This is a genomic window from Streptomyces sp. NPDC001904, from assembly GCF_040297005.1.
Lineage (GTDB): Bacteria > Actinomycetota > Actinomycetes > Streptomycetales > Streptomycetaceae > Streptomyces.
In genome coordinates this window covers 35636-48016 of record NZ_JBEOYI010000019.1, presented here as the reverse complement: position 1 = coordinate 48016, position 12381 = coordinate 35636, and the positions used below count along the sequence as shown (strand labels likewise).

At 72.2% G+C, this 12381-nt stretch carries 13 protein-coding genes; 7 read left to right on the top strand and 6 right to left on the bottom strand.

Going from position 1 to position 12381, the window contains the following annotated elements:
- Positions 1-96 precede the first annotated feature (96 nt).
- Positions 97-1305, bottom strand: coding sequence for a sensor histidine kinase (locus tag ABT127_RS26730; protein ID WP_351454951.1), 1209 nt, complete (start codon positions 1303-1305; stop codon positions 97-99).
- A gap of 205 nt (positions 1306-1510) precedes the next feature.
- Here ABT127_RS26730 and ABT127_RS26725 point away from each other — a divergent pair, with 205 nt between their 5' ends.
- The 4 genes from ABT127_RS26725 (at position 1511) to ABT127_RS26710 (ending at position 5401) form a co-directional block, all read left to right on the top strand.
- The gene (locus ABT127_RS26725) at positions 1511-2062 is read left to right on the top strand and encodes a GlcG/HbpS family heme-binding protein (RefSeq protein WP_351454948.1); all 552 of its coding nucleotides are present in this window, start codon (positions 1511-1513) and stop codon (positions 2060-2062) included.
- Between the two features lie 134 nt (positions 2063-2196).
- Positions 2197-2793 (top strand): ankyrin repeat domain-containing protein, encoded by a 597-nt coding sequence (locus tag ABT127_RS26720; RefSeq protein ID WP_351454945.1) that lies wholly within the window; start codon positions 2197-2199, stop codon positions 2791-2793.
- A complete protein-coding gene (locus tag ABT127_RS26715) occupies positions 2790-3905 on the top strand; it encodes a YncE family protein (protein ID WP_351454942.1) in 1116 nt (371 codons plus the stop codon). Before ABT127_RS26720 ends, ABT127_RS26715 begins: the two co-directional genes overlap by 4 nt.
- Before the next feature lie 59 nt (positions 3906-3964).
- Entirely contained in the window at positions 3965-5401 is a 1437-nt protein-coding gene (locus ABT127_RS26710; RefSeq protein WP_351454939.1) for a M1 family metallopeptidase, read from the top strand.
- Here the strand turns inward: ABT127_RS26710 and ABT127_RS26705 are convergent.
- Both ABT127_RS26705 and ABT127_RS26700 read right to left on the bottom strand, forming a co-directional pair.
- Positions 5335-5913: a GNAT family N-acetyltransferase gene (locus ABT127_RS26705; protein WP_351454936.1), complete on the bottom strand. Its 579-nt coding sequence runs from the start codon at positions 5911-5913 to the stop codon at positions 5335-5337. The two genes, ABT127_RS26710 and ABT127_RS26705, sit on opposite strands and share 67 nt — an antisense overlap.
- Positions 5914-5999: 86 nt before the next feature.
- Positions 6000-6575 (bottom strand): TerD family protein, encoded by a 576-nt coding sequence (locus ABT127_RS26700; RefSeq protein WP_111665406.1) that lies wholly within the window; start codon positions 6573-6575, stop codon positions 6000-6002.
- Positions 6576-6765: 190 nt separating this feature from the next.
- On the opposite strand from ABT127_RS26700, the gene arfB reads away from it, so the two are divergent.
- On the top strand, positions 6766-7191 hold the full coding sequence (gene arfB, locus ABT127_RS26695; RefSeq protein WP_351454933.1) for an alternative ribosome rescue aminoacyl-tRNA hydrolase ArfB: 426 nt from the start codon (positions 6766-6768) through the stop codon (positions 7189-7191).
- A 29-nt stretch (positions 7192-7220) separates the two neighbouring features.
- On the opposite strand, the gene ABT127_RS26690 is transcribed toward arfB, so the two are convergent.
- A complete protein-coding gene (locus ABT127_RS26690) occupies positions 7221-7805 on the bottom strand; it encodes a flavin reductase family protein (protein ID WP_502971787.1) in 585 nt (194 codons plus the stop codon).
- Positions 7806-8168: 363 nt separating this feature from the next.
- On the opposite strand from ABT127_RS26690, the gene cdgB reads away from it, so the two are divergent.
- Both cdgB and ABT127_RS26680 read left to right on the top strand, forming a co-directional pair.
- Entirely contained in the window at positions 8169-9839 is a 1671-nt protein-coding gene (gene cdgB, locus ABT127_RS26685; RefSeq protein ID WP_351454930.1) for a diguanylate cyclase CdgB, read from the top strand.
- A gap of 112 nt (positions 9840-9951) precedes the next feature.
- On the top strand, positions 9952-10893 hold the full coding sequence (locus ABT127_RS26680) for a carbohydrate-binding protein (RefSeq protein ID WP_351454927.1): 942 nt from the start codon (positions 9952-9954) through the stop codon (positions 10891-10893).
- A 41-nt stretch (positions 10894-10934) separates the two neighbouring features.
- Here the strand turns inward: ABT127_RS26680 and ABT127_RS26675 are convergent, their stop codons facing one another.
- On the bottom strand, positions 10935-11372 hold the full coding sequence (locus tag ABT127_RS26675; protein ID WP_351454924.1) for a hypothetical protein: 438 nt from the start codon (positions 11370-11372) through the stop codon (positions 10935-10937).
- Positions 11373-11410: 38 nt separating this feature from the next.
- Entirely contained in the window at positions 11411-12364 is a 954-nt protein-coding gene (locus ABT127_RS26670) for a 1-phosphofructokinase family hexose kinase (protein WP_351454921.1), read from the bottom strand.
- Positions 12365-12381 lie beyond the last annotated feature (17 nt).

Here is a 12381-nt window from a genome sequence, read left to right as displayed (position 1 = left end):
GTGGGGTTGTTCTTCGGGTGCGGGCCGGTGGCCGCTTCTCGCGCAGTTCCCCGCGCCCCTGGGGTGCCTTCGGCATCCAGGGGCGACCGGCCGCACTCAAGGTGCGCTCGACAGCGGGATCGAGGCGGAGAGGACGGTGCCCTCGGTGGGGGTGGATTCGATGGTCAGGGTGCCGCCCAGCTGGGTCACCCGGGCCCGCATGGCCGCCAGACCGTGCCCCCGCACCCCGGGCACCACATCCGCCCCGGCATCGAACCCGCACCCGTCGTCGGCGACATCCAGCACCACCTGATCGTCCAGCAGCGTGAGCGTGACGGCCGCGCCGGAGGCCCCGGCATGCTCCCGTACGTTGGCCAGCGCGCCCTGCGCGATACGCAGCAGCGCCGCCTCGACCCGGTCGGGAAGCCGCCCGAGCCCGGCGCGCTCGCCGGCGTCGATGTGGACCCGGACCGCCAGCCGCTCCCCGGACTCCCGGGCGGCCACCGCGCGCAGCCCCTGCTCCAGGCCGTGGGCCAGGTCGCCGGGGGCCAGATCGTGCACGAAGCGACGGGCCTCGGTGAGGTTGTGGTCGGCGATGGACGCGGCGGTGTGCACATGGGTGCGGGCCTTGCCGGGGTCGGAGGCCCAGACCCGTTCGGCGGCCTGGAGCAGCATCTGCTGGCTGGACAGGCCCTGCGCGAGGGTGTCGTGGATCTCCATGGACAGCCGCTCCCGCTCGGCGAGCGTGCCCGCCCGGCGTTCGGCGGCGGCCAGCTCGCGGCGGGTGCGGATCAGGTCGTCGATGAGGGCGCGCTGCCGGGCCGTCTGCCACTGCATCTGGAGGAAGACCCCGGCGGCGAGCACGGCCACGACCGGCGGGCCGAGCACCAGGTCCGGGTCCCAGCGCCCGGCGAGCCGCACCTGGGAGGCGATGACGAGACCGGTCACCAGCGTCACGAGGATGAGCGCCGCGCGGGTCGGCAGGGTGCGCAGGCCGGTGTAGAAGAGCGGGATCCCGACCCAGGCGAAGCTCGGGGCGAGGACGACGAGCACCACGACCACGGCGACCACGAGGGACAGCCACAGCCGCTGCCGGGCGGGGGAGCGGCGCGGGTCCTCCCGGGCGGGTCCGACCACGTAGAGCACGGTGAGGACGACGCTGAGGGCGATGATCCAGGGGACCCGGGCGCCGCCGGGGTGCCGCAGCAGGAACCGGGCGAGGGCGACCGCGAGCAGCAGGAAGAACGCGGCGTGCACGACGACGGCCAGCCACCGGCTGTCCGCTGCCCCGGCCTCCGCCCCGGCATCGTCGTCGGACTCCCTCATGGCCGCCTCCCGCGCCGCTCCGAACTGGGCAAACACTCCCATTGTCGGGTGCGGTCCCGCCCCCGGGGTCAACCGATCGGATGACCCCGGGGTCAGCCGCCCGGCAGCCGCCGAGCAGCCGGAACGCCGACGGGAGCGGGCCGGTTCCGGACCCAGCATGGAGTGCAGAAGGAACGCACGCCCCGCCCTCCAGGAGTTGAATCGCATGGCCTCCCTGAAGAACATGTCCCGCCGCGCCCGCATCGCCACCGGCGGTGCCGTCCTCGCCGCCGTCGCCGCCGGCACCCTCGGCACGGTCTCCGCGAACGCCTCGGCCCCGGCCGCCGCGCCCGCCGCCAACGTGAAGAGCGCGACCACCACCACCTCCACGCACCTCACGGCCGAGGCCGCGAACAAGGCCGCGCTGGCCGCGCTGCACGCCGCCGAGAAGGAGAACCAGAAGGTCTCCGTCGCCGTCGTCGACCGCAACGGCAACACGATCCTGACCCTGCGCGGCGACGGCGCCGGCCCGCAGTCCTACGAGTCCGCCGAGAAGAAGGCGTACACCGCCGTCTCCTGGAACGCGCCCACCTCCGAGCTGGCCAAGCGCCTGGAGAGCACGCCGAACCTGAAGGACATCCCCGGCACCCTGTTCCTCGCGGGCGGCGCCCCCGTCACCGCCAAGAACGCCCCGATCGCCGGCATCGGCGTGGCCGGTGCCCCCTCGGGCGACCAGGACGAGAAGTTCGCCCAGGCCGGCGTCGCCGCGCTCCGCTAGACCCGGAAGGGGGCGCACCTTCAAGATCACGAGGAAGGTGCGCCCCGCCAGGGGCGCGGGGAACTGCGCGACCGGCCACGACGAGCCGCGCACCCCGGCACGGAAGAGAAGCCAGGCAGATGAGGACCCGCCCCATGAAGAACGACGACGCCACCCTGCTGACCGCCGCGGCCCAGGGCGACACCGACACCGTCCGCACCGCGCTGGCGGCCGGCGCCGGCCCCGACGTCCGCGACGCCCACCGCCGCACCCCCCTCCTCCTCGCCGCGCTGCACGACCACGTGCCCACGGCGGAGGCACTCGTCGCGGCGGGCGCCGACCCGAACGCGCAGGACGACCGGTCCGACAGCCCGTGGCTGGTCACCGGCGTCACCGGCTCGGTCGCCATGATGCGCGCGCTGCTGCCCGCGGGCCCCGACCTGAAGGTCACCAACCGCTTCGGCGGCATCTCCCTCATCCCGGCCTCCGAACGCGGTCACGTCGACTACGTACGGGCCCTGCTCCGCGAGACCGACATCGACGTCGACCACGTCAACCGGCTCGGCTGGACGGCCCTGCTGGAGGCGGTGATCCTCGGTGACGGCGGCCGTGCCCACCAGGAGATCGTGGAGCTGCTGATCACGGCGGGCGCCACCCCCGACCTCCCCGACGGCGACGGCGTGACGCCCCTGGAGCACGCCGAGCGGCGCGGGTTCACCCGGATCGCCGGTCTGCTGAGGGCCGTACGGTGAAACGCCTCGCGCTCGCCGCGGCGGCCGTCGCCGTGCTGGTGACGGGCTGCGCGACCCAGACCCCCGACACCCCGAGCACCAGCGCCAGTACGAGTAGGAGCGCGAGCGCCCAGCCGGACCGCGCGCCGCGCGGTACCCCGGCCGGCACCCTCCTCGTCGCCGACTTCGGCGCCGACACCGTCAGCTTCGTCGACCCCCGCGAAGGGGTCACCGACACGGTGACCGTGGGCCGCGCGCCCTACGGCCTCGTCGTCGGCGACGACGGCCGGGCCTGGGTGGCCACCGCCGAGGGCGTCGCCGTCGTCGACACCGCGGCGCGCGAGCGCGTTGCGCTGATCCCGTACGAGACGGAGCACCTCGGCCCGGTCACCGGCGGCGAGTACCGCGGCGGCGGCATGGGCATCGCGCTGGCCCCCGACGGCCGGCACGTGTACGTCGGGGTCAACGTCCCCGACGGCAACGGCACGTTGGAGACCGTCGACACCCGCACGCTCCGCGTCACCGGCACCGCCGATGTCGGCCGGCGCCCCTTCGACGTGGACGTCTCGCGCGACGGCCGCGAGGTGTACGCGACGGACCACGACTCCTTCGACGTCACCGTCCTCGACACCGGCAGCGGCGCCACCCGCCGCATCGAGGTCGCGCCCTACGGCACCGAAGGCGGCCTCGGCTCCTGGCTGAAGCCGCACTACACCGCCGTACGCCCCTCGGACGGGAAGCTGCTGCTGCCCTTCGAGGGCGAGAAGCTGGTCGTCGTCGACCCGGAGACGGGCCGGTCCCGCATCGAGCGGATGACGGCGAACACGCACCAGCACGGTGTCACCGTCACCCCCGACGGCACCCTGTTCGTCGTCGGCACGGGCCCCATCGACCCGGCCGAGGACGCGGGCCCTTCCCTGACCGTCCGCACGAAGGACGGCCGGGAGAAGGTGATCCCCCTCGACGGCCCGCACGAGGACGTCGCCGTCTCCGCCGACGGCCGCACGGCGTACGTCACCGGCGGCTTCACCCGCGACGGCTACTGGAACGGGATCACCGCTGTCGACGTCGACAGCGGCGACACGCACCGACTGGCGGCCGGGGAGCGGCCGTTGGGCATCGCCGTCCTCTGACGGCCGTACCCGAGCCGCACCGGCAGCCGTGCGGACATAAAGGGCAATAGGGTGTGGGGGTGCGCAGACGCCCCCGCTCCCTCGCCCTCGTCGCCGCCCTGCTCTCCGTCGCGGCCTGCGGCGGCGGGGTCGACGGGTCGCCCGGCGCCTCGGGCCTGCGCGACCCGTACTTCCCGAAGCTGGGCAACGGCGGCTACGACGTCACCCACTACTCCCTGAACCTCGCCTACGACCCGGACGGCCACCGCCTCACCGGCACCGCCACCCTCACCGCGACGGCCCTCCAGGACCTCAGCGCCTTCAACCTCGACCTGCACGGGCTCGCGGTCGCCGGTGTCACCGTCGACAAGAAGCGGGCGAGGAGCCAGCGCGCCGGGAACGAGCTGACGATCCGCCCGTTCGACGAACTGCCCGAGGGCCACACCTTCCGTACGGTCGTGCGCTACTCCGGCGAGCCCGCCACCATCACCGACCCCGACGGCTCCGAGGAGGGCTGGCTGCGCACCGACGACGGGGCGCTCGGCCTCGGCGAACCGACCGGCTCGATGGCCTGGTTCCCCGGCAACCACCACCCCTCCGACAAGGCGACGTACACCATCGCGGTCAGCGTCCCCACGGGCGTACAGGCCGTCTCCAACGGCGAGTTGACGGGCACCAAGCGGTCCGCGTACGGCAAGACCGTCACCTACACCTGGCGCGTCACCCAGCCCATGGCGAGCTACGTGGCCACGGTCGCCATCGGGAAGTTCGAGACGCACACGTCCCGGACGCCGGCCGGCATCCCCGTGTACACCGCGGTCGACCCCGAGCAGGCGGCGGCGAGCGCGAAGGTCCTCGCCCGGCTCCCCGAGGTCGTCGACTGGGAGACGCGGACGTTCGGCGCGTACCCGTTCTCCTCCACCGGCGCGATCGTCGAGCGCGAGGGCGACGCCGGGTACGCGCTGGAGACGCAGAACCGGCCCGTCTTCCCCGGCGCCCCCGACGTGGGCCTGCTCGTCCACGAGATGGCCCACCAGTGGTACGGCGACTCGGTCACCCCGAAGACCTGGCGCGACATGTGGCTCAACGAGGGCTTCGCCACCTACGCCGAGTGGCTGTGGGAGGAGCAGCGCGCCGACGATCCCGTCAGCGCCCAGGAGTCCTTCGACGCGGCGTACGACCACGCGCCGGACTCCGCCGTCTGGGCCTTCCCGCCCGCCGACCCGCCGAGCGCCGCGCACATCTCCGACTCGCCCGTCTACCAGCGCGGCGCGATGGTCCTCCACCGCATCCGGAAGACCATCGGCGACGCCAAGTTCTTCGCCCTGCTCAAGAGCTGGCCGGCCGACCACAAGTACGGCAACGCCGACACCCACGACTTCACGGCCTACGTGGAGCGCGCGAACCCCACCGAGAAGGACGCGCTCGCCAAGGTCTGGAAGGACTGGCTCTACGGCAAGGGCAAGCCGGACGCCCCGGACGACCCGGACGACCGAGACGACCCGGACGAGTCCTGAGGGGCGGGGGCCAGCGGCTTGCGCAGTACCCGGCAGGGGCGGCCGAGCTGACGGTCCCGGCGGCGGTCGATCTCCCGGTAGCCGAGGGCGGTCCAGAAGGCGAGGCCGTCGGGGTTGTTGTCGAGCACGGCGAGCCGGACGGCGGTGCGGCCCGCCCGCCGGAAGCGCTCCTCGACGGCGTCCGCCAGCCGCCGTCCGTGGCCGGTGCGCCGGTGCCGGGCGTCGACGAGCAGCAGGCCGATCCACGGGTCCGGGTCGGCCGGGTCGGGATGGCGGGCGAGGGTCAGCGCGATCCCGACGAGCCGCCCCTCGGTGTCCCGGGCGAGCAGCGTCTCGGCGCCGGGCGCGGCACGTTCCTCGGCGAGGGTGGCGGCGACCTGCTCCGCGGTGATCGCGTCGGGGTCGGGGAAGTCGCCGCTGAGCGCGAAGAAGTCCCGGTTGGAGGCGTACAGGGCGGTCAGCTCGGCGAGCAGGGCGCGGTCGGGCGGCTGGGTGAGTCGGCTGATGTCCACGGGGGAGAGCGTAGGGCGGCGCACGGGAACGGGCCCCGGAAGGATCCGGGGCCCGTGCACCTCAGGAACTCTGGAACGCGGCTGCGTCAGACGTTCACACCGAAGTCCTGGGCGATGCCGACCAGGCCCGAGGCGTAGCCCTGGCCGACCGCGCGGAACTTCCACTCGGCGCCGTTGCGGTAGAGCTCGCCGAAGACCATCGCCGTCTCCGTCGCCGCGTCCTCGGAGAGGTCGTAGCGGGCGATCTCGGCGCCGCCGGCCTGGTTGAGGATGCGGATGTACGCGTTGCGCACCTGGCCGAAGTTCTGCGAGCGGTTCTCCGCGTCGTAGATCGAGACCGGGAAGACGATCTTGTCGACGTCGGCGGGCAGGCCCGCCAGGTTGACGTTGATCGCCTCGTCGTCGCCGTCGCCCTCGCCGGTGCGGTTGTCACCGGTGTGCACGATCGTCTGGTCCGGCGTCTGCTTGTTGTTGAAGAAGACGAAGTGGCCGTCCGAGTAGACCTTGCCCTGCGTGTTCACCGCGATCGCGGAGGCGTCCAGGTCGAAGTCGGTACCGGTGGTGGTGCGGACGTCCCAGCCGAGGCCCACGGTGACGGCGGTCAGGCCCGGAGCCTCCTTGGTGAGCGAGACGTTGCCACCCTTGGACAGGCTTACAGCCATGGTTCGGGAGTCCCTTCCCTCGTTAAGTGCGTGCGCGTACGGGTGTACGTGCGTAGCCGAAGCTACTCGTACCCGTATGAACGCGATGCGGGGTGGAGAAGGTTCCAGGTCTCTTTACTTTCTTTACCCGTGTTCCCGTCAGGGGGAAATCCGGGTGACGGGGCGCGTCCTGACGCGCGACCATGGACCCATGTCCGGTCCTTATCCCATCCGCGGTTCGGTCGTCCTTCCGGAGGCCGAGCTGGTCTGGCGTTTCTCGCGGTCGTCCGGGCCGGGCGGGCAGCACGTCAACACTTCCGACTCGAAGGTGGAGCTGTCCTTCGACCTGGCGAACACCCGGGCGCTGCCCGAGGTGTGGAAGGCGCGGGCGCTGGAGCGGCTCGGGTCGCGTCTGGTGGGCGGGGTGGTGACCGTACGGGCGTCCGAGCACCGTTCGCAGTGGCGCAATCGGGAGACGGCTGCCGTGCGGCTCGCCGCGCTGCTCGCCGAGGCGTCCGCCCCGCCGCCGAAGCCTCGCCGGGCCACCAAGATTCCGCGGGGCATAAATGAGCGCCGCCTCCGCGAGAAGAAGGCCCGCTCCGAAACCAAGCGCGGCCGCACCGGCCGCGACTGGTAGCCCCACCGGCCGTCAGCCGAACCGCGAGGTCACCCCAGCCCCCGGTACCGCCCCCGGAAATACATCAGGGGCCCGCCGTCGGCGCCGGGCAGGGCGGCGCCCAGGACGCGGCCGATGTACAGGGTGTGGTCACCGGCGGGCACCACCTGCTCCGTCCGGCACTCCAGCGTCGCCAGCGCCCCGCCCACCAGCGGGGCGTCCGTGTGCTCACCGCGTACGTACGGGACGTCCTCGAAGAGCAGCCGGTCGCTGATGCGGCCCTTCATCGCGAAGAGCCCGGCGATCCGGCTCTGCGACTCCGAGAGCAGGGACACCGCCCACAGGGGCTGCTCCTCCAGCAGGTCGTCCATGCGCGAGCCGTTGCGCAGGGAGACCATCACCAGCGGCGGATCCAGGGACACCGACATGAACGCCGTGGCCGTCATGCCCGCGTCCTCGCCAGGGGGCGCCCCGGCGTCGTCGGGGTCGAGCGAGGGCTCGCGGGCGGTCAGCAGCACGACTCCCGCGGCGAGGCGGGACAGTGCGGCGCGGAACTGGTCGTTGCTCACCCCCTCAGCATGCCCGGGGGAACGTGGGGCAGGGGTGACGGGAGCAGCAGGGGAAGTCTTCAGCACGCCCTCGACGCTAACCGGGCGGTACGGTGCCCCACATCGGGCCGAGGGCCGAGGAGGGACCTAGGTCCCTCGGCGTACCTTCAAGAGAAAAAGCTCCGGCTCTGGGAGGAAATGACCTGTTCTGGCCTGGTTACCGTGTTCGGGAAACGCACAGAATGCATCTGGACATGCCCCTCAATCCTTCATGTATTGCTGTGACTTGAGTCACAGGAGCCCTTTTTTGTTGACCCTGTGTACCGAGTGAGCAGCGCGCTGTGATTCAGTGGCGGTCGACACTGCGAGATGAACGTGCTGCTGCACGTGCGCGGGGAAAGAGCCGATCAGAGTACTGGAGTGCTGTCGAGGTCTCGGGGAGAGCTGAGCATGGAGACCGAGTCGGAGCCCTACGTCCGTCTTGCGACTCTGCGGCAGCTGCACCACGTGATGGCGGACATGAACGCGGCCCGCAGTCTGGCCGACACCCTCCAGACCGTCGCCGACGGAGTCGTCAACGGGCTGGGTTACGAGCTGGCGTGCGTCAACCTCGTACGCCCCGACGGCGATCTCGTGGTCGCCGCCTTCTCCGGGAACTCCGCCGCCGAGGCCCTCATCACCGGCCGGGTCGGCTCCCGCGCCGCCTGGGACCGCCGGCTCACCATGGGCGAGCGCTGGGGCGAGCTGTGCTTCATACCGCACACCGAGGGCTGGGTCCTGGACGAGGACGACGTGCCGCAGTGGTTCACCGACGGGCCGCCGCCCCGCTTCGAGGACGAGTGGCACCCCTCCGACCGCCTCTTCGCCCCGATGTACGCGACCGGCGCGGCCGGCGGCGAGCTGATCGGCGTCATATCGGTGGACCGCCCGCGCAACGGCCGGATACCCGGCGCCTGGGGCCGCGAGGCCCTGCAGATGTACGCCTTCCAGGCCGCCATCGCCATCAGCAACGCCCGGCTGCGGGCCAACATGCAGCGCGCCCTGGTCCGCCTGGAGCGTGAGCAGCAGGCCCTGCGCGCCAGCGAGGAGAGCTTCCGGCAGGCCTTCGAGTACGCGCCCTCCGGCATGGCCATCGCCGAGCTGGGCGGCGACGACCGCGGCCGGATCCTGCGGACCAACGACGCGCTGTGCCGCCTCCTGGGCCGCCCCGCCTCCGCGATGCGCCGCTACTCCTTCTCCGACCTCGTGCACCCCGAGGACATCGGCACCCTGCTGCGCACCTCCGCCGAGGGCGGCCGGGCCGAGCTGCGGCTCGGGCGGCGCGACGGCACCTACGTCTGGGTCTCGCTGCGCAACTCGGTGGTGGCCGACGCCGCCGACGGGCCGCGCTTCCTGCTCACCCACGTCGAGGACATCGAGGAGCGCAAGCGCCGCGAGCTGCACCTCGCCCACCGCGCCTCGCACGACTCCCTGACCGGCCTGCCGAACTCGGCGGAGCTGCGCTCCCGGCTCGGGGCCCGGCTCTGCCGCCGCCCCCAGGAGCAGCTGCCCAGCGCCGTCGACTCCCTCGACGCGGCCTACGGCGACCCCATCGGGCACGACTTCGACTACGGCCCGGCCGCCCTGCACCGCACCGGGCACGCCGCGGGCGGCCTCTACGAGGGCTTCGACCACCATGTGCACGTCTCGGCGCCGGGCGGCGACGAGACGACCGACGACGGCACCAAGGGCCTCGCCGTGCTCTTCTGCGACCTCGACGGCTTCAAGTCGATCAACGACCGGTTCGGGCACAACGCGGGCGACGCCGTCCTCATCGAGGTGGCCCGCCGGCTGACCAGCGGGGTGCGGGACGGGGACACGGTGGCCCGGCTCGGCGGTGACGAGTTCGTGGTGCTCGCCGACGGGCTCGGCCGCGCCGATGCACAGGACCTCGCCGTCAGGCTGCGCAATGCCATCATTCCGCCGATTCGGGTGGACGGCCGCGCGGTCCGGGTGGGGGCCAGTTTCGGCATCGGCTGGGCGCACTGCGGGATGACGGCAGAGGAAGTGCTGCAATCCGCTGACCAGCGGATGTACGTGGAGAAAAGATCACGTGCCAAGCAGCACCGGCGAGCGGGCTGAGCCGCAGGACGCCCGGATTCTCCTGCGGCTGTGAGGTCAAGGCCACTCCTTGGGGTCACTCGCAGCGGGTACGCTCGCCCGGGTAAGCAAACGTGTAGGGGAGTGATCAGGGATGGCGCCCGGCAACAATGGCGCGAGCACCACGCCCGAGGACGACGATCCGTTCGGCTATCTGTACGCCGACGGGCAGGCGGCCGGGGCGACCCCGCCGAACGGCGGGGGCGGCGGCTACGGCTACCCGAACTCCCGCTCCTTCAACCAGGTCCGCACGGTCGGTGAGCGTCAGTACGGGCAGCAGCAGGTGCCGCCGCAGCAGACCCAGGCGTACCACCAGCCGAACGCCCACTACCAGGCACCGGAGACGGTGCCCGGTGGCGGTCCTCCCACGCAGCCGGTGTCGTCGCGCTCCTCGCGCGGCGGCGGTGGCGGCCGCGGTCCCAACACCAAGGCGCTGCTGATCGGCGCGGTCGCCGTCGTCGCAGCCGTGGTGATCGGCATCTCCGTCGCCATGCTCAGCAACGGCTCGGACGACGACAAGAACGCCGACGCGGGCGCCAAGCCCTCCGGCGACTCGCAGTCGGTGCGCCCGAGCGAGACGGCGTCGCAGTCGGCGGATGCCTCCGCCGAGCCGGCGGACCTGCCGAAGACCGACGCAAAGTCGCTGACGCTGGGCGGCCCCGCGGCCACCGCTGCCGACGTGAAGGGCGCGAAGGCGGGCACATACGTGACGTTCAACAAGGCTGGCGCGAGCCTGACCTGGACCGTCAACAACATCCCGAAGGATGCCGCGTACAGCCTGCACGTGACGTACAGCGTGCCCGGCGAGGACGACAACGCCACAATGACGGTGAACGGCACCGAGCAGTCGCGCCTTCTGAGCATGAAGAACTACGCGCACGCCGACAAGGGCGACTGGGAGAAGGGCTGGACGGACACCTGGGGCGTCGTCCAGCTCACCAAGGGGACGAACGCGATCACGATCTCCTGCGAGCAGGGCAACCAGTGCAACGCGCTCGTCGACCAGATGTGGCTGGTCGAGGGCACCAAGGGCTGATCCGGGGGGGGCTCACGCCCCGCCCCGTGAGCCGGTGCCGGTCAGGACATCCAGTTGGTGCAGGAGTTCATCAGGCTGTCGCCCTCGAAGCGCGCCACCTGGACGCCCCAGTCGTGGATGCCGGAGCTGTCGATGGCGTATGTGCTCAGGCTGACGGTCTCGTTGTTGCCGACGGCCGAGTGCCACGCCCAGTTCTTGCGCGTGCCGTTGGCGTTCTTGGTGATCAGGCGGGCGCGGGCGTGGTGGCCGTCGCCCAGTGTGTCCCCGATGGTCATGTCGAAGTCGAGCCGGCTGCTGGCTCCGTAGTACTCGGCGATGATCCGTCCCCAGGCCCCCGTGGTGGAACACTCGGCGGAGTAGTAGCCGGACGCGGCGGCCGAGGATGGGGAGGCGAGAGTCAGCGTCAGGGCCAGAGCACCGACGGTGCCGCCCGCGAGCTGGACGGATCGCTTTTTCAGAATGTTCTTCGTCTTTGACATGGTCACGATGTTAACGAGTAGTGATCAATGGCGCATTCCTATAAGGAAGTTGTGCCTGACGACCGCAGCGATTGCTCCTGCTCGGTGACCACCACCTGCTGGAACAGGTCCTCGTACGTCTTCCGGTCGAACTCGCCGGCCACCGGGGACACCACCGTCGCCGCCGACAGCGCCACCGCGCGGGCCAGGCGCTGCGGCCACGGCAGTTGTTCGACCTGGGCCGAGAGCAGGCCCGCCACCGCCGAGTCGCCCGCGCCCGTGGGGTTGCCGGAGAGGCGGTCGGGGGCCGGGGCGCGCCAGGAGCCGTCCGGGGTGAGGGCGCACAGGCCCTCGGCGCCCAGGGAGGCGACCACGGCGTGGGCACCGCGTCTGCGGGTGTCCTTCATCGCCTGCAACGGCTCGTGGGAGCCGGTGAGTTCGGCCAGCTCGTCCGCGTTCGGCTTGACGACGTCGGGGCGGGCCGCGATGCCCCGGCGCAGCGGTTCACCGCTGGTGTCCAGCAGGACCGGGACGGAGGCGGACCGCGCGGCCCGGATCAGCGTCGCGTAGGCACCCACCGGGACGCCCGGCGGCAGGCTGCCGCACAGGGCCACCGCCGAGGCGGAGCCGAGCAGATCCCCGTACGCCTCCTGGAAGGCCGCCCACTCGGCGGAGGCGATCAGCGGGCCCGGTTCGTTCAGCTGCGTCGTGTCGCCCGTCGCCGCGTCCACCACGGCGACCGTGCGACGGGTCGAACCGTGGACGGGCACCAGGGCGTCGGAAATCCCGTCCGAGCACCGGAGTTGGTCCTGGAGGGCCGCCCCCGTCGCGCCGCCCACGAAGCCCGTGACGGTCACCTCGTGGCCGAGGGCGGCCAGCACCCGCGCCACGTTCAGCCCCTTGCCGCCGGGGCGTTCGGTGACCTCGGTGATGCGGTGCGAGGCGTGCGGGCGCAGGGACGGCACCCGGTAGGTGATGTCGAGTGCGGTGTTCAGTGTGACCGTGAGGATCACAGGACCTCACCCCCCGA

Coding starts and splice junctions, on each gene's coding strand:
- ABT127_RS26730 (WP_351454951.1), bottom strand. CDS start 1,305: ATGAGGGAGTCCGACGACGATGCCGGGGCGGAGGCCGGGGCAGCGGAC.
- ABT127_RS26725 (WP_351454948.1), top strand. CDS start 1,511: ATGGCCTCCCTGAAGAACATGTCCCGCCGCGCCCGCATCGCCACCGGC.
- ABT127_RS26720 (WP_351454945.1), top strand. CDS start 2,197: ATGAAGAACGACGACGCCACCCTGCTGACCGCCGCGGCCCAGGGCGAC.
- ABT127_RS26700 (WP_111665406.1), bottom strand. CDS start 6,575: ATGGCTGTAAGCCTGTCCAAGGGTGGCAACGTCTCGCTCACCAAGGAG.
- arfB (WP_351454933.1), top strand. CDS start 6,766: ATGTCCGGTCCTTATCCCATCCGCGGTTCGGTCGTCCTTCCGGAGGCC.
- cdgB (WP_351454930.1), top strand. CDS start 8,169: ATGGAGACCGAGTCGGAGCCCTACGTCCGTCTTGCGACTCTGCGGCAG.
- ABT127_RS26680 (WP_351454927.1), top strand. CDS start 9,952: ATGGCGCCCGGCAACAATGGCGCGAGCACCACGCCCGAGGACGACGAT.
- ABT127_RS26675 (WP_351454924.1), bottom strand. CDS start 11,372: ATGTCAAAGACGAAGAACATTCTGAAAAAGCGATCCGTCCAGCTCGCG.